This is a genomic window from Pedobacter sp. P26 (genome assembly GCF_050632135.1).
Lineage (GTDB): Bacteria > Bacteroidota > Bacteroidia > Sphingobacteriales > Sphingobacteriaceae > Pedobacter.
The window spans coordinates 3,215,925-3,237,570 of record NZ_CP192574.1 but is presented as its reverse complement, the minus strand read 5'-3'; the positions used below and the strand labels follow the sequence as shown (position 1 = coordinate 3,237,570).

The window sequence follows — 21,646 nt, the reverse complement described above, 5'->3', positions numbered from 1 at the left end:
CGAGGTTTCGTAAAAAAAGATTAAAATTATGTATTTCAAATCAACATTTTTTGAAGATTACCAATTACAGGATAAACGTGTAACCTTAGGTCGGACCATAACCGAAACCGATTTTGTGGTTCATGCGGGGCATACCGGCGATTTTTTTCCGCACCACATGGATGCGGAATGGTGTGCAACACAACCTTTTAAACAACGTATTGCCCACGGAACCATGATTTTTAGTATCGGTATCGGTTTAACCGCATCAGAAATTAATCCGGAAGCCATGAGCAAAGGTTACGATAAATTACGTTTTGTAAAACCGGTTTTCATTGGCGATACCATCCACTCCGAAATTACCATTTCAGAAAAAGGGGAGAGCAAAAGACCTGAATATGGCACCGTAACCGAACACGTAGAAATCATCAATCAACATGGAGAAGTGGTATTGGTTTGCGACCATCTGCTTGTTGTAAAGAAAAAATAATTAACCTTTATCTTATGTCCCCTCCAGGGGATTTAGGAGTAAACCAAATATAATGAACCACAACACACAACCAGAAACTATAACACAGGGTGATCAATCATCGGGCAGAAAATACCTCATACCATTTATCTTCGTCATCAGTCTGTTTTTCCTTTGGGGAATGGCGCATAACCTCGATTCAAGTTTAATTCCACATTTACGGAAAGCTTTTAACTTAAGTAATCTCGAATCGATGTTTATTGATACATCGATTTTCTTAGCGTATTTTATAATGGCAATCCCGGCTGGAATTATCCTTAAGAAATGGGGATATAAAATCACAATGATTGTGGGGCTATTAGTATTTGCATTTGGAGCATTTTTATTTGTTCCAGCTGCAAATAACCTTTCGTATTTCACCTTTTTAATTGCATTATTTATCATTGGATGCGGTTTGGCTACTTTAGAAACCTCAGCTAATCCTTATGCAGCTGTTCTTGGTGATCCGGCAAAAGCAGCAACCCGCTTAAATTTAGCGGCTTCTTTTAATGGCTTAGCAGCAGCCGTGGCTGGTTTTATTGGTACCCGTTATATTCTATCAGGGAAAACCTATACTAAAGATGAGTTAACCAATATGACAGAGGCAGTGCGCCTGGCAGAAGCATCATCTGTTAAAGTGCCCTATATTATTTTAGGAACAGTTTTAGTTGCAATTGCTATAGCCTTTTGCTTTATTAAATTCCCCGAAATCAAAACAAAAAGTGTAGATGGTGAAGCAAAAGGTAGCTTTTTAGGAGCACTAAAACATAAGCATTTGAGATGGGCCGTTATTGCACAATTTTTTTATGTAGGTGCCCAGGTATGTGTTACAAGTTCATTTATCCGTGCAGCGCAACAAGGTGCTGGTTTTGATGAAAGAACCGCAGGCATTTATTTATTTATCTATGGTATACTGTTTACAGTTGGTCGCTTTGTAGGCACAGCCCTATTGGCTTATGTAAAATCACCTAAGTTGTTGTCTATTTACGCCTGTGTTGCCATCGTCCTATGTTTAATTGCGATAACAGTTAAAGGCCCAATTGTAGTGTATGCACTAGGTGGTTTAGGTTTTTTCATGTCGATCATGTTTCCAACAATATTTGCATTGGGCATTGAAGGTATTGGTGACGATACCAAACCAGGTTCCTCATGGTTGATTATGTCTATAATTGGGGGTTCGGTGGTTCCATTAACAATGGGTGCAGTAATAGATGCAAGCAATGACAATGTACAAATTGGCTACAGCATTCCATTAGTATGTTTTCTGATTATCCTTTATTTCGGCTTACGGGGTTATAAAATCGCACATAAATAATGATCATTTCTAAAAATATCAGGGTTTTATGCTTCGTACTGATCAGTCTTCACTTTTCAGCAAACCTTTTCGCGCAACAAAATGAAAATGCAAAACCCTGGGTATTTTGGTATTGGGTTAAAGGAGCAGTTTCAAAAGCCGGCATTACTGACGATCTGGAAGCCATGAAATCGAATGGCATTGCGGGTGCTTATTTAATGAGCATTCAAGGTCCTGATAAAACATCAGTTTATTCACCGCCTGCAGTTCAACTCACACCAGAATGGTGGCAAATGGTTGAATTTGCGATGACTGAGGCAAAACGTTTAAACCTAAAATTGGGTATGCACGTAAGCGATGGTTTTGCTTTAGCAGGTGGCCCATGGATAACGCCGGAACTTTCGATGCAGAAAGTAGTTTGGTCAAAAATAAACGTCAGTAATACAACTAATAAGATCTCTTTACCTCAACCTGAATCAAAAGAAAATTATTATAAAGATATTGCTGTTTACGCTTACCCTTCACCAATTGGCGAAAACATTTCAACACGAACCGTTATTCCTAAAATTACAGCCAGCAATGGTGCCGATGCCACAGGTTTAGTGCAACCGGGTAATAAGAAAAACTTTGGCTCAAATGAGCCTTGTTACATTCAATACGAATTTGAAAAACCTTTCACCTGCAGAACAGTGACCATTAAAGTGAGTGGAAATAACTATCAGGCACAACGTTTAGCCATTGAGGTGAGCGATGATGGTAAAGTTTTCCGCTCCGTTGGCAGGTTAGAAGCCCCGCGACATGGATGGCAGGATACCGATGAAGATGTAACGCATTCAATTGTAACCACCACCGCAAAATTTTTCAGGTTTATTTATGATAAAAAGGGTTCGGAGCCAGGTTCAGAGGATCTGGATGCAGCCAAATGGAAACCTTCTTTAAAATTGGTCAATCTGGAGTTATCTGCTGAAGCACAGGTTAACCAGTTTGAAGGCAAGAATGGTTCAGTTTGGCGAATCAGCAAAAGAAGCACCGAAGCAGAAATTGCTAAAAATCTTTGTGTGCCCTTGAATAAGATCATCAATCTAACAAACAAATTAAGTCCGGATGGAACCTTAAACTGGAAGGCACCAAAAGGCAGCTGGACCATTCTGAGAATAGGCCATACTTCAACCGGGCATACCAATGCCACTGGTGGTGGTGGAAAGGGACTAGAATGCGATAAATTTAACCCCGAAGCGGTAAAACTACAATTCAACAATTGGTATGGAGAAGCTTTAAAACATGGCGGACCCGAAATTGCCAAGAAAGTTTTAAGTGTTTTTCATGTGGATAGTTGGGAATGCGGCAGTCAGAATTGGTCGCCGGTATTTAAAGCAGAATTTTTAAAGCGAAGAGGTTACGATTTAACGCCTTATTTACCCATCATGACCGGATTACCTGTAGAGAATGTATCCGTGTCCGAAAATTTCCTTTACGATGTTAGAAAAACGATTTCTGAATTAGTTGTCGACCAGTTTTATAAAACGCTGGCTAAGCTGGCAAAGGATAAGGGGGTAACTTTTACGGCGGAAAGTATTGCACCAACCATGATGAGTGACGGATTGATGCACTACAAAACGGTTGATGTACCTATGGGTGAGTTTTGGTTAAACAGCCCAACACATGATAAACCGAATGATATGTTGGATGCCATTTCCGGAGCACATATCTATGGTAAAAACATTATCCAGGCCGAGGCTTTTACCACCGTCAGAATGGACTGGAATGAAAGTCCGGCAAATATGAAAACTTTGCAGGATAGAAATTATGCCCTCGGGATCAATAAACTCGTCTATCACGTTTTTACACACAATCCATGGACGGATAGAAAACCCGGAATGACCTTAGACGGTGTAGGTTTATATTTTCAACGCGATCAAACCTGGTGGAAGGCCGGAAAAGCCTGGATAGATTATGCTGAAAGAACGCAGAACTTGCTACAACAAGGAAAACCTGTTGTAGATATCGCCGTTTTTACTGGTGAAGAATTACCCCGCCGTTCAGTTTTGCCTGACCGTTTGGTAGAAATCTTGCCCGGTATTTTTGGTGCTGATGTAGTGGAAGCTGAAAAGAAGCGCCTGGCAAATGTAGGGGAGCCATTGAGGCAGATTCCGGCAGGTGTTACCCATTCCGCAAACATGGCCGATGCCGAAAACTGGGTAAATCCTTTGCGTGGTTACGCTTACGATAGCTTCAATCCCGATGTTCTAAAAACAGCAAGCGTTAAAGATGGTAATGTGATGTTCGAAAGTGGCGCAACATATAAAATATTGGTTTTCCCTGGCAACATGAAAATGAACCCGAATCACCAGTACATGAGTTACGAAGTAGTTAAAAAACTTTCAGTATTGGTTAAGGCAGGAGCTAAAGTGATTGTAGGAGATAAGCCAATTTATCAATCTGGAATTAAGCAGGTTAATAAGATTGAATTTGATAAAATTGTTGATGAAATTTGGGGAGGAAACTTTGAGTCTTTCAAAAACGGAGGTAAGCCTATTTATACTAGAAAACTTGGCTTAGGACAAATTTTCAAAGCTCCGTTTGAAGGTAATGATTTTACAAGTCTTGGTTTGGAAAAGGATTTAGATATCAACGAATTTCAGCCGCTGCTAAGCTCCCAAATTTTACCGACTAAACGCGTGGCATTTGTACATAGAAAAACTGTAGATAACGATATTTATTTTATTACAAATCAAGAGGATAAGGAAAGAGAATTTAATTTTTCGTTTCGGATGATTGGTAGAATTCCTCGAATTTATGATGTGGCCACAAACAATAATATTGATTTAAAAAGTTGGTCGTTTAAAGATGGTAGAACTTATTTTAATCTGAAATTGCCGGCAAACGGTTCAATATTCGTGATTTTTAAAGAGAAAACAGATTTAACTCAATTAAATAACGGATCAAATTCAAGCAGATTCAAATCCATTCAGGATATTTCCAAATCATGGCAGGCAAAATTCGATACGTCTTATGGAGGACCATCGAAACCTATAATATTAAACGATTTAACCGATTGGACAACAAACGCTGATAGCGCTGTTAAATATTATTCCGGAATTGCTGTTTATAAAAAAACCTTCAGTTTCGACGGAAACGAAAAGGGTAAAACATGGATTGATTTAGGCGAATTCTCCAGTATTGCAGAGGTAAAAATCAATGGTATAAACTGTGGCACCTTGTGGACGGCACCACACCGCCTGGATATCAGTAAGGCAATAAAAAAGGGCGAAAACAAAATAGAAATCGAAGTTACGAATACCTGGGCTAACCGTTTAATTGGCGATAGTAAATTGCCAGAAGATAAGAGGATTACAAAAACCACTGCACCTTTCCGTTTGGAGGAAACCATTAAATCCCGCTGGATTATTAGGTCCGGTGCTGATTCAAATGGAAGAAAAATAAGATATGAAAGCATTAAAAAATAGTGTATTTATAACATTGTGTTTGATCTCGCTCTGCGTGCAGGCACAAGATAAGGCTTTGGTCAATACATCAAATTCTCCTTACGCAAAACTGCACAGCATCAATATGACAGATGTAACCTGGACAAGAGGGTTTTGGGCCGATCGTTTTAAGGTAGCCACCGAAACCATGGTACCGAATATGTGGGCCATTTATAACGATCCGAAAATCAGTCATGCTTTTGAAAATTTCAAAATTGCCGCAGGTTTAGATACAGGTTCACACTCAGGACCTTCTTTTCATGATGGCGATTATTACAAAACTTTGGAGGCTGTAGCCGTTTTATATGCTTCTACGAAAAATCCAAAACTGAACGAAATGATGGATAATGCTATTGCCGTAATCGGTAAATCGCAACGCGAAGATGGCTACATTTATACCAAAGCGATGATCGAGCAGCGCAAAACAGGCTCTAAAAACCAGTTTCAGGATCGTTTGAGCTTTGAATCGTATAATATTGGCCATTTAATGACGGCAGGCTGCATCCATTACCGGGCAACTGGAAAAACGACACTGCTTAACATTGCTAAAAAAGCATCTGATTATCTCTACAATTTCTATAAATCAGCATCTCCAACTTTGGCAAGAAATGCAATATGTCCATCTCACTATATGGGTGTGGTAGAAATGTACCGTACCACTAAAGATCTGCGTTATTTAGAACTGGCGCAGCATTTAATTGCGATTAAAGGAAAAATTGAGGATGGTACAGATGACAACCAGGATCGGATTCCTTTTTTACAGCAAACCAAAGCCATGGGCCATGCCGTACGTGCAAACTACCTTTATGCCGGCGTTGCTGATTTATACGCCGAAACGGGTAAAGATTCACTTTTAAATACTTTAAATTTAATGTGGGATGATGTCAATCAGCACAAAATGTACATCACGGGTGGTTGTGGTTCACTTTATGATGGCACTTCGCCAGATGGAACGTCTTACAATCCGGCCGATGTACAGAAAATCCATCGAGGCATTTGGTCGTGATTTTCAATTGCCAAATTTTACCGCACATAACGAAACCTGTGCCAACATAGGCAATGTACTTTGGAACTGGCGCATGTTGCAGATTACGGGCGATGCTAAATATGCCGATGTAATTGAACTGGCTTTGCACAACAGCATTCTGTCTGGAATCAGCCTGGATGGAAAGAACTTTTTGTACACCAATCCACTGGCACAATCAGATGACTTACCTTTTAAACAACGCTGGTCGAAAGATAGGACGCCTTATATTGCATTATCCAATTGTTGCCCGCCTAACGTAGTTAGAACGATCGCAAGTGAGTGATTATGCGTACAGTACTTCAGATAAAGGACTGTGGTTTAATTTATATGGTGGTAATAACTTAAGTACTACATTAATGAATGGTCAAAAAATTTCATTATCCCAGGAAACCAATTATCCCTGGGATGGGAAGATCAAAATCAACATTAAGGAAACAGGAAACAAAGCTTATTCATTATTTTTAGAATCCCGTCGTGGACGCATGATGCACAGATCACCATCAATGGAAAAGCCGAAAATGTTAAAGCCATTTCCGGAACTTATGCAGAAATCAACCGCATTTGGAAAAAGGGCGATGTGATAGAACTAAATCTCCCGATGGAAGCTACTTTGATTGAAGCCAATCCTTTGGTGGAAGAAAACAGAAATCAGGTAGCGATAAAACGCGGACCGATTGTTTACTGTTTAGAATCGACAGATTTACCTGGTAAAAGTATTTTTAATGCTTTTATTCCAGCTTCGACTAAATTTGAGGCGAAACCAATTAATATAGATGGCGCTGTTATGATGAGTTTAGTAGGAAATGCAAAAATAGTAGCGCCAAACAACTGGAAAAATGTGTTGTACAGGCCCATTGAAGATAAAAATACAACAACATCAATTAAACTGGTACCATACTTTGCCTGGGGAAACCGCGGCCATTCAGAAATGTCGGTATGGTTGCCAGTGAGTAGGTGATATTTAGGTTTTACCATATAAGACATGTAAGAAAATATAAGATTATGGCAGTTAATAGTTATTAAGTAATAAACTAAGATGCGCTCAGGTGGCTCAGGTGGTCGATAGATGAGGCGCCAAAAATATACTATTGAGCTTACATGCCTCTTAAATGTCTTATAAGGTAACCAAAACTAAGGAGTCTTAAGTGATGAAAAACAATAACAAATGAAACTAAAGCTTTTAATTTTCTTAAACATTACCTGTTGCCTCATTGCATCAGCCACAGTTAAACCTGCATCGATTTTTACCGATCACATGGTGTTACAGCAACAAAGCAATGTTGCAATATGGGGCTGGGCCAAGCCTTCTACCAAGGTAAAAATCAACACCTCCTGGAACAAACAGAACTACACCATTACTTCTGATCAGAATGGTAAATGGAAAATAAAAGTTGCTACTCCGTCAGCCGGTGGTCCATACAATATTGAATTAAACGATGGCGAAAAACTTGTCCTAACCGACATTTTAATTGGTGAAGTTTGGTTTTGTGGTGGCCAATCGAACATGGAAATGCCTATGAAAGGCTTTAAAAATCAGCCGATAATTGGCTCCAACGAAGCAATTTTAAAATCGACCAATAAAAACATCAGGCTTTATACTGTTCCGCGTTCTTCCATCACCGAACGACAAGATAACAGCAAACCTTCACTATGGAAATTAGCTGCACCTGAAACCGTTTCCAATTTCAGCGCTACTGCTTGTTACTTTGGCTCCTTATTAAACGAAATATTAAATGTTCCGATCGGGATCATCAACGATAGTTATGGGGGTTCTACAATTGAGGCCTGGATGTCGCCCGAGGATTTAAAAGCATTCCCTGAGATTAAAATCCCTTCAAAAACCGACACTATAAAAGAAGTAAGCAGAACGCCAACAACTCTATATAATGGTATGCTTTATCCGGTAATCGGTTATGGCATAAAAGGTGCCATCTGGTACCAGGGCGAATCGAATTACGAACGTCCAGACCGCTATGAAGATTTATTCCCTGCAATGATTTCTTCCTGGAGAAAAAACTGGGATAATGGAGAGTTTCCTTTCTATTATGCTCAAATTGCACCTTATAATTATGCCCAATTGCCACCTTATCATGTTGGTGCAAAATTCAATTCAGCATTTTTAAGAGATGCACAACGTAAATCCTTAACTAAAATCCCAAATTCGGGAATGGCAGTTTTAATGGATATTGGCGAGGAAAAATCAATCCATCCCGCAAACAAAAAACAGGGTGGAACACGTTTGGCTTACCTGGCCCTATCCCAAACTTATGGCATAAAAGGTTTTGGTGCATTAAGTCCAAACTATGACTCTTTCACAGTTGATAAAACTAAAGCGGTCATCAAGTTTCAAAATGCAGCAAATGGTCTAACTTCGTTTGGAAAAGATTTGGCCTTATTTGAAGTAGCAGGTGCAGACCATAAATTTTACCCCGCAAAGGCAACTATAACAGGAAGCAGCATCACCGTTTCAGCGGAGCAGGTTAAGTTACCGGTGGCTGTTCGCTATGCCTTTAAAGATTTTGTAACCGGCGATTTATTTGGTAACGATGGGTTACCCGTTTCCTCATTCCGTACTGATGATTGGGATAACTAAGATGATTTTAACCACGAAGCCACTAAGCACACGAAGTACTTCATTTAAGAACTTAAATGTTCTTATATATCTTATATGGTCAAAATTTTTGAACCATGCCTCAGGTGTGCTCAGGTGTCTTAGGTGGTCAAATACCATATACCAAAAAATGTTAACCACAAAGACACAAAGAGAACAAGGTATTTTATGTAGGAACTTAAATGCTCTTATATATCTTGAATGGTCAAAAAACCTTAACCTTTTCTTTGTGCTCTTCGTGTCTTCGTGGTCCATACAATCAAATGCTTTTTCCCAGGAAAAATCTCCATCTAACGTGGTTTGGAATACCCAAAGCCTTAATTCATCAGAATCGATGCCCGTAGGTGGTGGGGATATCGGCCTCAACATCTGGGTAGAAAATGGCAATGTTTACCTGTACATGTCCAGAAGTGGTACGTTCGACGAGAACAATACCTTACTCAAAATAGGTCGTGTAAAACTCAAATTATCCCCAAACCCATTCCTAGGAAAAACATTCAAACAAGAACTGATCTTAAAAGATGGTTATGCCCAGGTTTCAGGCTCAAATGGTAAATTAAATACCAAAATCAATGTTTGGGTAGATGTTTTTAATCCTGTTATCCATCTAGATATTAAATCCAACCAAAAAATCAAAACTGAAGCCAGTTATGAAAGCTGGCGTTTTGAAGACCGCATAACCAAAGGCAAAGAGAACAACCAAAATTCGTATAAATGGGCGCCTCAGGGCATTGTAAAAACCTTTAAAGATGAAATTGCTTTTAAAAACAATACCCTTCAATTCTACCATCAAAATAAGCCCGAAACGGTATTCGATGTTGCTGTAAAGCAACAAGGCTTAGAAGATAGAAAAGCTGAATTATTCAATCCTTTAAAAAACCTGATTTTTGGAGGCTCAATGCAGGGAGATAACCTGTTTCCGGCGGGGAATTATGAAGGTGTTTATTTAAGTACACCTTTTAAAGCCTGGGTTTTGAAGAGTAAAAAAGCCTTCAAACGCTACCAATATTACCATTACATTAAATACTGTTACAGCAACCTCTGCAAAGCAATGGGAGCAAAGCTTAAATGTTATAAACAACAAAAATAGCCAGAAAGCAAGTATAAAATGGTGGAACGATTACTGGAAAAGAAGTTTCATTTATATTAATTCCAAAGATGAATCTGCTAATCAATCGGCTAAAAATTATCAGTTGTTCAGGTATATGTTGGGTTGCAATGCATTCGGCAAATATCCTACAAAATTTAACGGCGGTCTATTCACTTTCGATCCACAACTTACAGATACCGCTTTAAAATACACACCCGATTTCAGAAACTGGGGTGGAACACATACTGCCCAAAACCAGCGTTTGGTTTATTGGCCGATGTTAAAAAGCGGTGATTTTGAAATAATGAAACCCCAGTTCGATTTCTACCTGAATTTGTTAAAAAATGCTGAAATCAGAACGCAAGCTGCCTGGGGACATAACGGTGCCAGTTTTACAGAACAGTTAGAAAATTTTGGCTTACCAAATCCAGCAGAATATGGCTGGAAACGACCTGCAGATTTTAACAAAGGTATGGAATACAATGCCTGGTTAGAGTATGAGTGGGATACCGTTTTAGAGTTCTGTATGATGATTTTGGAAACGGAAAGATATAATGGCAACCACATCGAAAAATATCTGCCATTAATTGAAAGTTCTTTAACATTTTTCAAGGAGCATTACACCTATTTAGCCAAGCAACGCGGGGCAAAAACTTTAGATGCTGATGGACATTTGGTTTTGTATCCGGGCTCTGGTGCCGAAACCTATAAAATGGCCTACAACTCCACCTCAACCATTTCGGCTTTAAAAACCGTTTTGGAAAGACTTGTGGAGCAACCCAATTTATCTGAAAAGCAAAAATCAGAATGGAAAGCCATGCTAAAAACCATTCCACCAATTAGTTTTAGGGTATTCGATGGCCACACAACAATTGCTCCGGCGAAACTTTGGGAACGCGTTAACAATACCGAAAGTCCGCAATTGTATCCGGTTTATCCCTGGGGGATTTACGGCATCGGAAAACCCGGTTTAGATACGGCTGTCAACACCTATAAATACGATACCGATGTGCTAAAATTCCGGAGTTACGTAGGGTGGAAACAGGACAATATTTTTGCAGCAAGATTAGGTTTAACTGAAGACGCTTCAAAATTAACCACAGCAAAGTTAAAAGACTCTGGAAGGAGATTCCCAGCCTTCTGGGGACCAGGTTTTGATTGGGTGCCAGACCATAATTGGGGCGGCTCAGGCATGATCGGTTTACAGGAAATGCTAATGCAGGTAGACGGCAAAAACATCTACCTTTTTCCTGCATGGCCTAAAGATTGGGATGTGCATTTTAAACTTTATGCGCCTTACCAGACCACTGTTGAAGGACAATTAAGGGACGGAAAATTAATAGATTTACGAGTATTACCAGCATCAAGGAAAGCAGATATAAAAATAATGATTCACTAAGAGGTACCGTCTTCCTGAACTCGTTTCAGGATCTGAACAACAAGAGAAAGATGCTGAACTAAATTCAGCATGAGGAACGCTTTAAAATAATTAAAAAACTATGGATTTACAGTTAAAAGAAAAAGTTATTATCATCACTGGTGCTGCAAAAGGCATTGGCAGGAGCATTGCAGAAGTATTTGCTAAAGAAGATGCGATTGCTGTTATTGTTGGCAGAAAAGCAGAAGATAACCAGAAAGTAGTTGATGAAATTATTGCACAGGGCAAACAAGCAGAACAGTTTGTCGCAGAACTTTCCAATCCGGATGATTGCGGAAAAGTAATTAAAGAAATCGTTGCTAAATTTGGACGAATTGATGGTTTAGTAAACAATGCAGGCGTGAATGATGGGGTAGGTTTAGAAAGTGGAAATTACCAGGATTTCATGGCTTCTTTGCATAAAAACGTGGTGCATTATTACCTAATGGCACACCATGCCTTGCCAGAACTGATTAAAAGCAAGGGTGCTATTGTAAACATCACTTCAAAAACAGCAGAAACCGGACAAGGAAATACCTCAGCTTATGCTGCCGCTAATGGAGGTAGAAATGCTTTAACCCGCGAGTGGGCTGTTGAATTATTAAAATATGGGATCCGAGTAAACGCAGTGGTTGTTGCCGAATGCTGGACACCTGCTTACGAAACCTGGATAGAGACTTTAGACAATGCGGAAGAAAAACTAAAGGAGATTACTTCAAAAATCCCATTGGAAAACAGAATGACAACTGCAGAAGAAATTGCAAACATGACCGCTTTTTTAATGTCTAACAAATCAAGCCATACCACCGGACAAATTATCCATGTTGATGGTGGTTATGTACATTTAGACAGAGCTTTAGCGAACGCCTAGCTTAGTTCGCAGTTTTTAGTTAACAGTTTGCAAATTACAGTTAACCGATTAACCAATTTATACGATTTAACCTTCATTAAAATGAAAACCCTTACCTGTACCACACCCGGAACTTTTGAATATTCGGAAACAGAAAAACCTGCATTAAAAAAAATCACGCCATTATTAAAATTAAACGGATCGGGATCTGCGGAACGGATTTACATGCCTTTGAAGGCACCCAGCCTTTTTTAACTATCCCCGTATTTTAGGACACGAGCTCTCTGGTGAACTGGTTGAGATTGATGGAGCTGAAGGTTTTAAAACAGGAGAAGCCGTAACTTTGATTCCATATTTCAATTGTGGCGAATGCATTGCCTGCCGGATGAACAAACCAAACTGTTGTGTTAAAATGCAGGTTTGTGGGGTACATGTTGATGGAGGGATGCGCGAATATTTACAGGTTCCATCGAGAACGCTTTTACATGGCGAAGGGTTGAGTTACGATGAGCTCGCCTTGGTTGAACCTTTAGCCATTGGGGCGCATGGGGTTAGAAGGGCAGCTATTCAGCCCGGAGAGTTTGTACTCGTTATTGGCGCCGGACCAATTGGTTTAGGTACTATGGAGTTTGCCCGGATTGCAGGTGCAAATGTAATTGCGCTGGACATTAATGAAGACCGCCTGGCATTCTGCAAAGATAAATTGAAAGTGCCCTATATGGTTAACGCGCTTTCAGCTGATGTGGTCCAGCAACTGAGTGATATTACAAATGGGGATATGCCAACTGTTGTAATTGACGCTACCGGTAATCAAAAAGCAATTAATAATGCCATCAATTATATGGCTCATGGTGCAAGGTTCGTTTTAATCGGATTACAAAAAGGCGATTTAATCTTCAACCATCCGGAGTTTCATAAAAGAGAATCTACTTTAATGAGCAGCAGAAATGCCACTATAGAAGATTTTGAACACGTCATTAAATCAATGAAAGCCGGTTTGGTTAACCCAACCAATTACATTACCCATCAGGTTAAATTTGAGGAAGTAAAAGGTGAGTTTGAAAGCTGGCTTGATCCGAAAAATGGGGTGATTAAAGCGATGGTGAGTATAGAATAATCCTCATGTTTATAATTAAAATTAAAATAGGAATTTTAGTGAATTGATAGTCTGGGTAGAATCGTCATTCCCAACTTGATTGGGAATCTTAATGCAATAAGCTTTAAGATTCCCGCCTGCGCCTATCGTGTGGACACAATTAATTATAACATTCTTCTATCGCTCTATGCCGTTGGGCATGGCACTTTGGAGCGCCAAAGTACCCAAAGCGCTTTGTCATCCGATGGCTATCGGATCCAGCAATGAGCCTTTTGCGCAATCTCACGCGCATCAAAAAAACAGCGGCACTTCGTTTTGTGTTCAATATTTTTTAAAATTAAATCATCGGTTATGAACACAAAACCACTGCGTTTCAGGTTTGTTAGTGTCATTTTTACTGTTGTGCAACTGTTTTTTTGATTTCCCCGGCTCCTGGGATTGACAGCGTCCTTGGTTAAAATCCGTGCTTTATTAGAGTTGGCTAGCAAAAAGCCTAAAAATACTTAAAAAAGATGTGTCCACACGATAGGCCTGCGCGGGAATGACGAACTTCTACTAAAATCTGTAAATGGTAAATGAACGAAAAGCAGTTGAGAAATCTATAATAGATCTCTCCATTTCGCTGCGCTTCAGTCGAGATGACGACCACTCTAGATTTATCCTATTGGCTGGTCTCTTACCGACCAATAAACAAATTCCATTATTAAGAACAAAAAAAGCCGATAATCCTGAAATTATCGGCCTGAACATTGAGCGTTAATTAACTAAAAACTATTTATAGAAAACCTCATTCCAATGCAATTCATTTCTGAATTGATTGATTTTGGTATCTGCACCGATATTTACATATTCTAAACCGGCAATATTGGCAAAATCCAATAAATGTTCGGTAGTTAAGTTCTGGCTGTAAGCGGTGTGGTGTGCGCCACCAGCATAAATCCAGGCTGCACAACCTGTTTTCATATCAGGCAGTGGTTTCCAAAGTACGCGTGCCACAGGTAAATTTGGTAAATCATGTTCCGCTTCTACGGCTTTTACTTCATTCACTAACAGACGGAAACGGTTACCCATATCAATTAAAGATGCATTTAAAGCATCTCCACCAGCTACGTTAAAAACCAAACGTGCAGGATCTGCTTTGCCACCAATACCCAAAGGATGAACTTCTAAACTTGCTTTTCCACTTGCTAAAGAAGCATCAACTTCAAGCATGTGCGAGCCTAATACCATTGAATTTGCCGGATCAAAATGATAGGTATAATCTTCCATAAAGGCATTTCCACCCGCTAAACCAGCACCCATTACTTTACAGGCACGTACCAAAGCAGCGGTTTTCCAGTCACCTTCACCAGCAAAACCATAACCATCGGCCATTAAACGTTGTGCTGCAATTCCCGGTAACTGGATCATACCATGCAGATCTTCAAACGTATCAGAGAAACCTTTAAAACCGCCATCAACCAAAAACTTACGTAAACCCAGTTCAATTTTAGCCGCATCGTAAACCGATTGATGTCTCGCACCACCTGCCTTTAAGTCATCGGCCATGTCATAGGTAGCTTCGTATTCCTTTAATAACGTTTGAACAGATTCCTCACTTATTCCATTAATTACCGCCACTAAATCACCTATACCATAGGTATTTACCGCGAAACCAAATTTCATTTCAGCTTCCACTTTATCACCATCAGTTACCGCAACATAACGCATATTATCACCAAAACGGACAAATTTAGCTCCTTGCCAATCGTGCCATCCGGCAGCAGCCCTGCACCAGGTATCAATCTGTTTGGCTACTTCCTCATCCTGCCAATGGCCAACCACTACCTTACGGTCTTTACGCATACGGGTCACCATAAAACCAAACTCGCGATCGCCGTGAGCACTTTGGTTCAGGTTCATAAAATCCATATCGATCGTATTCCAAGGAATATCGCGGTTAAATTGCGTATGTAAATGCAATAAAGGTTTTTGCAAAACATTCAAACCTCTGATCCACATTTTTGCCGGAGAAAAAGTATGCATCCAGGTAATTACCCCAATACAACTTTCATCAATATTAGCTTGCTGTAAAGTTTCAAAAATCTCTTCTGTCGTTTTTACAATCGGTTTGTAAACCACCGAAACAGAGATATTTCCATTTTGGTTTAAGGAATCTGCCACTTGTTGCGCATGTTCTGCCACTTGTTTTAAGGTTTCTTCGCCGTACAAATGCTGTGTACCGGTAATAAACCAAACCTGTAATTTTTTTAAATCAATCATTACTATCTATGTTATTTTTAATTTATAATCTGTTTTCAAACCTCGCAGGTTTTTAAAACCTGCGAGGTTTATTAAATCCAATTTTATTCCTTTTTTGAAAAGCAAAATTCCGTATTTCATCGGTTACCGCAGTCCTGCTTTCCGTTTTATTCACCTACCTGCGGTTTGGGCTCATGCTCACTCCAATCAGGTTTAACTTACTTAGGCAAACCTTATAATGTTAAACCCGACAGCAGCGGCAGCTCCCGATTCTTCATCGGGACTATAGCGAATGGCGGGACTTTCGTTTCCTAAGTACTACTGCCAATGCTTTCCAAATTCTTTAAAATTTTTATATCATTAAGCCTCAAAATTCCAAACTAACAACTCCAAAATCATTTCTGTCCATAATAAGCCCCGGAACCATGCTTACGCTCATAGTGCTTCTCAATCAACGAATCTTTTAACCTTGGGGCCTGCGAATTAATCTGCTCGGTTAATAAAGCCATCTGTGCTACAGTTTCTAAAACCGCGCTGTTATAAACTGCTTTTTCGGCCGTTTTCCCCCAGGTAAAAGGAGCGTGGTTACCTACTAAAATCATTTCGACTTCTTGATAACTCAGGCCTAAACTTTCAAAATGGTTCATAATCTGGAAGCCCGTCTCATACTCGTAATTCCCTTTGATCATTTCATCCGCCATTGGTGGTGCACATGGAATATCGACGGTTAAATGGTCGGCATGTGTGGTTCCAAAAATTGGAATTGCCCTTTGTGCTTGTGCCCAGGCCGTACCATAGGTAGAATGTGTATGCACAATCCCCCCAATTTCTTCCCAGTGTTTGTATAAAACCGCATGGGTTTTAGTGTCTGAAGAAGGGCGTAAATCCCCTTCAACTGTGTTCCCGTCAAAGTCTACAATGACCATTTTTTCCGGCGATAAATCCTCGTAAGGCACACCGCTTGGCTTAATCGCAAATACTCCCTTTGAACGGTCGGCAGCACTTACATTACCAAAGGTAAAAAGTACCAGACCCAGTTTAGGCAACTGCATATTGGCCAGATAAGCCTGTTGTTTTATATCCTGATAGTTGCTCATGATAAATAAGGTTTTACATCTTTTTTATTGTATTTTTCCAGGTAACGGCCAAGGCCTAAATATTGCTGGTAATGCTGACGATAAAGCTTTTGCTTTTTCACATCAGGTTTGTATTCTTTCTCAAAACCAGTTCCCATGGCTGCCATCGCGGCTTCAATATTCGGATAAACACCTGCTGCTACTGCAGCGAACATAGCTGCACCTAAAGCACAGGTATGCTCGAAGCGGTGAATCCTGATTGGCATTTCCAATACATCTGCCATCATTTGCATGATATAAGCTGATTTTTTGGCTACACCACCAATACCGATAATCCCTTTTACAGGTACACCTTGTTCGTTAAAGCGGTCTACAATAGCCTTGGCACCGAAACAGGTGGCTGCAGCTAAAGCACGGAAAAAACGTGGTGCGTCAGTTCCTAAACCTAAACCGGTTATGGCACCTTTAAGTTCCTGGTTTGCATCCGGTGTTCTACGACCGTTTAACCAGTCAACTGCCAGTTCTGCGTAATCATAGTCTTCTAAAGCTTCAGCTTGTTTACTTAAACTGGCTATAATTTTGGCCTCCAGCTCTTCTTTTAAAGCAATTGCCGTAGCTTCATCTATTAGTGCCGATTCGGTCAATAAATGATTCAGTGGCCAGCTGATTAAATTTTTAAACCAGGCATAAACATCGCCAAAAGCAGATTGCCCCGCCTCTAAACCAGCCATCCCCGGAATTACAGAACCATTAACCTGTCCGCAGATACCGTTAATCAATTTGCCATCCAGATCCTGGTTAGGTGCAACCAAAATATCGCAGGTACTGGTACCCATTACTTTACTCAGGTAATAAGGCTCAATTTGTCCGCCCACCGCGCCCATGTGCGCATCAAATGCGCCAACGCCCACAACTACATCCGTGTTTAAACCCAGTTTTGTAGCCCATTCTTCGCTCAATGTTCCCGCAGCAACATCAGAGGTATAGGTATCGGTGAATAGTTTATCTCTAAAGCCGGCTAAAAGCGGATCAAGACTACTAAAGAAATCTTCCGGAGGTAAACCGTTAAATTCTTCTGCCCAAAGTGCTTTATGGCCAGCAGCACAACGGCTGCGCTTCATTTCTTTAATATCATTTCCACCACAAAGTAAAAATGGAATCCAATCACAGTGTTCTACCCAGGATGCTGCAGCTTTTTTAATACTTGAATCGACCCTTAAAATATATAGCAATTTAGACCAGAACCATTCAGAAGAATAAATGCCACCAACATATTTAAGGTAATTGGTGCTGAATTTTGTAGCATGCTCATTAATCTCCGCGGCTTCTTTAACTGATGTATGGTCTTTCCAAAGCACAAACATGGCATTTGGATTCTCTTCAAAATCTTTGGTTAAAGCAAGGGGAGTACCTGTTGCATCAACAGCAACCGGGCTGGAGCCGGTTGTATCAACTGAAATACCTTTAACCAAATGCGCAATTTCTGCACCACCGGCTTTGGCCAGGCAATCTTTTATGGTGTGGGTTAAACCTTCAATATAATCTAAGGGATGCTGGCGGAACTGATTAACAGCGGGTTTACAATATAAACCTTTCTGCCATCTTGGATAAAGAAAAACAGATGATGCTATTTCTTTCCCGTTTGCGGTATCGACTAGAACAGACCGGACAGAATCTGACCCGTAATCTACTCCAATTACATAGTTTGCGTTGCTCATAACAATAAATAAATGTCTAATTAACGTTTATTTATCCGGATTATAAAATTTTATGAAAATTTGTTAAAAAAAATATGCTGAAACATTTATCGGCTTGAAATAAATTTCAATAAAAAAGCGCTGCATTTCTGAAAGGCTTAACTTTAAATTCTTTTTGGAGTCAAATCAAAGGCGATATATTCAGGTTCGAAATGTCCTTGAGCACCATCGCAAAAAATGATTTATTCTGAGAAAGGACGGAACGGCAAATGGATAAAACTTCTTTACCTTTAAGCCATAACGTCACCGTTTTTATCCACAATTTCGTATCTCCTCCAATCTTTACTGATTATTTATTGTTATGTTAAGCAAGAAGCATTCACACCGAAATTAAAAGAAGAAGTGGAACACGCTTCGGAGTGAACGTATGACGGGAAATATGATTGCTGAAAATGCTATTTTTATTGAGGATAGCTTGACGGTGATAAGGAATATCAGTATACAAAGATCATATAAATTTGAAATAAACTATAGGCTTGAATTTCGTACATTATGAAAAATATTAATTTGCTTCTTGGATTAATGCTCTGCCTGGCTGCTTGTAGAGATGAAAAGCCAAAAGTGGTTGTGGGTAAATCTGATACATCATTAAAAAAGATTGATAATATTGCAAAAGCCCCTGTTAGACCAACAACCGGGTATATTTCGGTTGAAACCTGGATCGATGATTTTAAAAATTTCAGACGAGCGGTTTACCTTAAAGACAAAGCTAAACTGAAAACGTATTTTAATTTTCCGATTGTTGCCGATGAAAATTCCAGTTTATGGTTTATTGTGCAACTAAGTGAAACTGAGTGGAAAAAGCGGAAGGCAAAATATGCCCAGGCGGAACTATTTTATGAAGAAGATTTTGATCTTCATTTTGAAAAAATTTTCAATGCCGATTTTAGTAAAACCTTGATGAAAATCAAGACAGATAAACTTTTTAATGACCACCATTCTGAATCTCCTGTGTTTACAGTAACAGATTACACTTACCAGATGTTAGCTGATGTTCAGCAAGGAGATACTGTCCTTTACTTAAATATGAGTTTTGGAAATAATGGTGTTGATGAAAATGGCAAAAAAGTAAGTGAAGGTGAATATAATAATATATATATGTTCAATATCGTGGATGGTAAAACCATCCTTTTTAAAGGGCTTACCATGGCCGGTTAGTAAATACCGTGAAAAAAGCAGGTAACAGAGCAAAAAAGGTGTTCATGCCAATTATTCGAAAAGACAGTATTAAACCGTTCATTAATTTAAAAAAATAGCGCTATGAAAATAATAGTCTATACGATTTGTTTAAGTGTAATAATTAATCTTTCGGCCTGCAAAAATGAGAAAAAGCAAACCACAAGCAATACTATTTCAGTGGTTAAGGAAAATATTGATACTGCAGGCAGAAAGGCCGAAGCTAAAAACAGGCTTGAGTTTCCGGAACCTGATTTCTCAAAAATGGGCAATAAAGTTGCAGCTTTAATTCCACCTGGTTATGATATCGATATGGAAGCCAACGGAGATTTAAATCATGATGGCATAGAAGATAAGGTAATCGTGTTAATGAAGACCAAAGACACCACTGCTCATCGGCTCGCCCTGATATTATTGAAAATGGATAATACCTATCGCGTTGATGCTAAATCCTTTTCAATTCTTGGTTCAAAATTCAGGGAAGACGGATACCAGAATTATGATTTTGAAGATCTTAACATAGATAAAAATGGACAACTTATTTTTACACAGCAATCAACCGGACCCAACGGAAGTATAGAAAGTACTTTTAAATATATTAACAACGAGCTGGTTTTAACGCATATCAGCAGTTTTGCCATGGGTGCCGGTGGGCAAACTGAACTAAAGTTAGATTTGATTAAGGGTATTTTTGAGCAAACCAACATTAATACCATGAAAGAAGATATGCCAGCAGAAACCACTACCAAAAAGTATAAATTACCGAAGGTTTTATTCGCTAATAGCGACCCGAAAAATATCATGATAAATGCCTATAATAAAGTGGGTCAATAATAAATCAAGCTGTAGTTCTTGTAACTAAACAAAATGTATCTAAATGAAAAAATACTTATTGATTTTAACATTACTATTGATAAACAAAGTATTTGCACAACAAGAAAACAGGATGACTAAAAATACATCAGGCAGATATGTACAGGGGAGTCAGAACGGAATCTATATTTACGATGATGGCAGTTTTGCGCTATTCGGCTACGCAACACTTGTGTTGGGAAAATATACTTTAAGCAATAACCAGATCAATTTTATACCTGATATTCCAAAGCAGGTTTTTACCGTTCTGGGAAGAAAGAATACGGCTGTAAAAAGTGGCGTGAAACTAACTTTTGCCAGTGGATTTTTAAATGACGGACCAACTTATATCAAGTTCGATGATGATAGCCTGATGAATACTTTTGAGGAAGATTATGATGGCGGGGAGCCATACTATGTGATTGAATTGGCTCGAAGCCCGAAAACTTTAACCTTAGCTCAGAATACCATCAATCATCTATATCAAAACAATACCAATATTTTCAATTTAGATCATCATTTCAATGATTTTCTGCTCTTTCATCATAAAACTGTTGGCGAGCAGAAGCCTTTTTCGGCAACTTTTAAAACTGAAAATGGCAAAACCATTTTACAATCCCGTTGGGGTGATTTTAAGAAGAATGAAACAGGTGCTGATGCGGAGTTTGATACCTTTATCAGTAATTATAAAAAGCAACAGCAAAAAGGTAAGGAAGCGAAAGAATTTTACTTTAACAATGAATTGAAAACTGCCAATGGCTTTAATTATTTATCTGAAGCGTTTTCAGTTTTTGATATTAACAACTACATTTTAGATGAATCGTCTAATAAATTTATCCGAAAAGATATCTATAAAAAAGGTACTGATTATACCAATGCGGTTGCAGCAGATTATCATGATGAAAGTTACCTTTTAAAGTATGATGATATTAAAGTTGTTGAGCAAACGCTTACTGATTTTGGTAAAGTAAAGATAGGCCCAAAAGCATTGTTCAAGAAAGCTGGTTTAAATCAAAATGGTAATGGTTCTCAGAAAGAGAAAAAGTCAACCTTGCCTTTGATTACGGAACCATTAAAAACATTAGACACACAGTATCCGACAAAAGCAGAACCAGTTAAAATTGAAACGCCAAAAATTAAGAAGAAAAATTAGATCTCATAGATAATCCCTGATTTAAGGTAAACTA

18 protein-coding genes and 1 pseudogene are annotated in these 21,646 nt (G+C 39.1%); 16 read left to right on the top strand and 3 right to left on the bottom strand.

The window, feature by feature from the left end:
- Window positions 1–28 precede the first annotated feature (28 nt).
- The 13 genes and pseudogenes from ACQ86H_RS15105 (at window position 29) to ACQ86H_RS15045 (ending at window position 13,378) form a co-directional block, all read left to right on the top strand.
- Complete coding sequence (locus ACQ86H_RS15105) at window positions 29–469, top strand: MaoC/PaaZ C-terminal domain-containing protein (RefSeq protein ID WP_010603407.1); 441 nt, start codon at window positions 29–31, stop codon at window positions 467–469.
- A 52-nt stretch (window positions 470–521) separates the two neighbouring features.
- On the top strand, window positions 522–1,802 hold the full coding sequence (gene fucP, locus ACQ86H_RS15100) for an L-fucose:H+ symporter permease (RefSeq protein WP_138821036.1): 1,281 nt from the start codon (window positions 522–524) through the stop codon (window positions 1,800–1,802).
- Window positions 1,802–5,248 carry a glycosyl hydrolase gene (locus ACQ86H_RS15095; protein ID WP_431291597.1) on the top strand — a complete coding sequence of 1,149 codons (3,447 nt, stop codon included), beginning with the start codon at window positions 1,802–1,804 and terminating at the stop codon, window positions 5,246–5,248. The genes fucP and ACQ86H_RS15095 overlap by 1 nt, the downstream gene beginning before the upstream one ends.
- Entirely contained in the window at window positions 5,229–6,272 is a 1,044-nt protein-coding gene (locus ACQ86H_RS15090) for a glycoside hydrolase family 127 protein (RefSeq protein WP_431291596.1), read from the top strand. Before ACQ86H_RS15095 ends, ACQ86H_RS15090 begins: the two co-directional genes overlap by 20 nt.
- On the top strand, window positions 6,238–6,576 hold the full coding sequence (locus ACQ86H_RS15085) for a beta-L-arabinofuranosidase domain-containing protein (RefSeq protein ID WP_431291595.1): 339 nt from the start codon (window positions 6,238–6,240) through the stop codon (window positions 6,574–6,576). The genes ACQ86H_RS15090 and ACQ86H_RS15085 overlap by 35 nt, the downstream gene beginning before the upstream one ends.
- Window positions 6,577–6,649: 73 nt before the next feature.
- A pseudogene (locus ACQ86H_RS15080) lies at window positions 6,650–6,834 on the top strand (hypothetical protein); the annotation flags it as partial.
- A gap of 36 nt (window positions 6,835–6,870) precedes the next feature.
- Window positions 6,871–7,251: a hypothetical protein gene (locus ACQ86H_RS15075; protein WP_431295408.1), complete on the top strand. Its 381-nt coding sequence runs from the start codon at window positions 6,871–6,873 to the stop codon at window positions 7,249–7,251.
- A gap of 207 nt (window positions 7,252–7,458) precedes the next feature.
- Complete coding sequence (locus ACQ86H_RS15070; RefSeq protein ID WP_138821042.1) at window positions 7,459–8,886, top strand: sialate O-acetylesterase; 1,428 nt, start codon at window positions 7,459–7,461, stop codon at window positions 8,884–8,886.
- A gap of 313 nt (window positions 8,887–9,199) precedes the next feature.
- Complete coding sequence (locus ACQ86H_RS15065; protein WP_431291594.1) at window positions 9,200–9,994, top strand: DUF5703 domain-containing protein; 795 nt, start codon at window positions 9,200–9,202, stop codon at window positions 9,992–9,994.
- Complete coding sequence (locus tag ACQ86H_RS15060) at window positions 9,912–11,393, top strand: hypothetical protein (protein WP_431295407.1); 1,482 nt, start codon at window positions 9,912–9,914, stop codon at window positions 11,391–11,393. The genes ACQ86H_RS15065 and ACQ86H_RS15060 overlap by 83 nt, the downstream gene beginning before the upstream one ends.
- Before the next feature lie 100 nt (window positions 11,394–11,493).
- The gene (locus tag ACQ86H_RS15055) at window positions 11,494–12,282 is read left to right on the top strand and encodes an SDR family oxidoreductase (protein WP_187594883.1); all 789 of its coding nucleotides are present in this window, start codon (window positions 11,494–11,496) and stop codon (window positions 12,280–12,282) included.
- Window positions 12,283–12,363: 81 nt separating this feature from the next.
- The gene (locus ACQ86H_RS15050; protein WP_431291593.1) at window positions 12,364–12,516 is read left to right on the top strand and encodes a hypothetical protein; all 153 of its coding nucleotides are present in this window, start codon (window positions 12,364–12,366) and stop codon (window positions 12,514–12,516) included.
- Between the two features lie 10 nt (window positions 12,517–12,526).
- On the top strand, window positions 12,527–13,378 hold the full coding sequence (locus tag ACQ86H_RS15045) for a zinc-binding alcohol dehydrogenase family protein (RefSeq protein WP_431295406.1): 852 nt from the start codon (window positions 12,527–12,529) through the stop codon (window positions 13,376–13,378).
- A 750-nt stretch (window positions 13,379–14,128) separates the two neighbouring features.
- Here ACQ86H_RS15045 and araA read toward each other — a convergent pair.
- The 3 genes from araA to ACQ86H_RS15030 all read right to left on the bottom strand — a co-directional run bounded on the left by araA (window position 14,129) and on the right by ACQ86H_RS15030 (window position 18,392).
- A complete protein-coding gene (gene araA / locus ACQ86H_RS15040; RefSeq protein WP_138821047.1) occupies window positions 14,129–15,619 on the bottom strand; it encodes an L-arabinose isomerase in 1,491 nt (496 codons plus the stop codon).
- A 374-nt stretch (window positions 15,620–15,993) separates the two neighbouring features.
- Window positions 15,994–16,695 (bottom strand): L-ribulose-5-phosphate 4-epimerase, encoded by a 702-nt coding sequence (locus ACQ86H_RS15035; protein WP_138821049.1) that lies wholly within the window; start codon window positions 16,693–16,695, stop codon window positions 15,994–15,996.
- Window positions 16,692–18,392, bottom strand: coding sequence for a ribulokinase (locus ACQ86H_RS15030; protein WP_138821051.1), 1,701 nt, complete (start codon window positions 18,390–18,392; stop codon window positions 16,692–16,694). Before ACQ86H_RS15030 ends, ACQ86H_RS15035 begins: the two co-directional genes overlap by 4 nt.
- 531 nt (window positions 18,393–18,923) lie before the next feature.
- Between ACQ86H_RS15030 and ACQ86H_RS15025 the strand changes: the two genes are divergently transcribed.
- The 3 genes from ACQ86H_RS15025 to ACQ86H_RS15015 all read left to right on the top strand — a co-directional run bounded on the left by ACQ86H_RS15025 (window position 18,924) and on the right by ACQ86H_RS15015 (window position 21,612).
- Window positions 18,924–19,589, top strand: coding sequence for a hypothetical protein (locus tag ACQ86H_RS15025; protein ID WP_431291592.1), 666 nt, complete (start codon window positions 18,924–18,926; stop codon window positions 19,587–19,589).
- Between the two features lie 102 nt (window positions 19,590–19,691).
- Entirely contained in the window at window positions 19,692–20,441 is a 750-nt protein-coding gene (locus ACQ86H_RS15020; protein ID WP_138821055.1) for a hypothetical protein, read from the top strand.
- Window positions 20,442–20,484: 43 nt separating this feature from the next.
- Window positions 20,485–21,612 carry a hypothetical protein gene (locus tag ACQ86H_RS15015; RefSeq protein ID WP_138821056.1) on the top strand — a complete coding sequence of 376 codons (1,128 nt, stop codon included), beginning with the start codon at window positions 20,485–20,487 and terminating at the stop codon, window positions 21,610–21,612.
- Window positions 21,613–21,646: the final 34 nt, after the last annotated feature.

Bases quoted from the DNA above. Each gene is read 5' to 3' on its own strand.
- ACQ86H_RS15035 (WP_138821049.1), bottom strand. From the start codon at position 16,695: ATGAGCAACTATCAGGATATAAAACAACAGGCTTATCTGGCCAATATG.
- ACQ86H_RS15020 (WP_138821055.1), top strand. From the start codon at position 19,692: ATGAAAATAATAGTCTATACGATTTGTTTAAGTGTAATAATTAATCTT.
- ACQ86H_RS15105 (WP_010603407.1), top strand. From the start codon at position 29: ATGTATTTCAAATCAACATTTTTTGAAGATTACCAATTACAGGATAAA.
- ACQ86H_RS15090 (WP_431291596.1), top strand. From the start codon at position 5,229: ATGAAAGCATTAAAAAATAGTGTATTTATAACATTGTGTTTGATCTCG.
- araA (WP_138821047.1), bottom strand. From the start codon at position 15,619: ATGATTGATTTAAAAAAATTACAGGTTTGGTTTATTACCGGTACACAG.
- ACQ86H_RS15025 (WP_431291592.1), top strand. From the start codon at position 18,924: ATGAAAAATATTAATTTGCTTCTTGGATTAATGCTCTGCCTGGCTGCT.
- fucP (WP_138821036.1), top strand. From the start codon at position 522: ATGAACCACAACACACAACCAGAAACTATAACACAGGGTGATCAATCA.
- ACQ86H_RS15070 (WP_138821042.1), top strand. From the start codon at position 7,459: ATGAAACTAAAGCTTTTAATTTTCTTAAACATTACCTGTTGCCTCATT.
- ACQ86H_RS15015 (WP_138821056.1), top strand. From the start codon at position 20,485: ATGAAAAAATACTTATTGATTTTAACATTACTATTGATAAACAAAGTA.
- ACQ86H_RS15055 (WP_187594883.1), top strand. From the start codon at position 11,494: ATGGATTTACAGTTAAAAGAAAAAGTTATTATCATCACTGGTGCTGCA.
- ACQ86H_RS15085 (WP_431291595.1), top strand. From the start codon at position 6,238: ATGTACAGAAAATCCATCGAGGCATTTGGTCGTGATTTTCAATTGCCA.
- ACQ86H_RS15050 (WP_431291593.1), top strand. From the start codon at position 12,364: ATGAAAACCCTTACCTGTACCACACCCGGAACTTTTGAATATTCGGAA.
- ACQ86H_RS15030 (WP_138821051.1), bottom strand. From the start codon at position 18,392: ATGAGCAACGCAAACTATGTAATTGGAGTAGATTACGGGTCAGATTCT.
- ACQ86H_RS15095 (WP_431291597.1), top strand. From the start codon at position 1,802: ATGATCATTTCTAAAAATATCAGGGTTTTATGCTTCGTACTGATCAGT.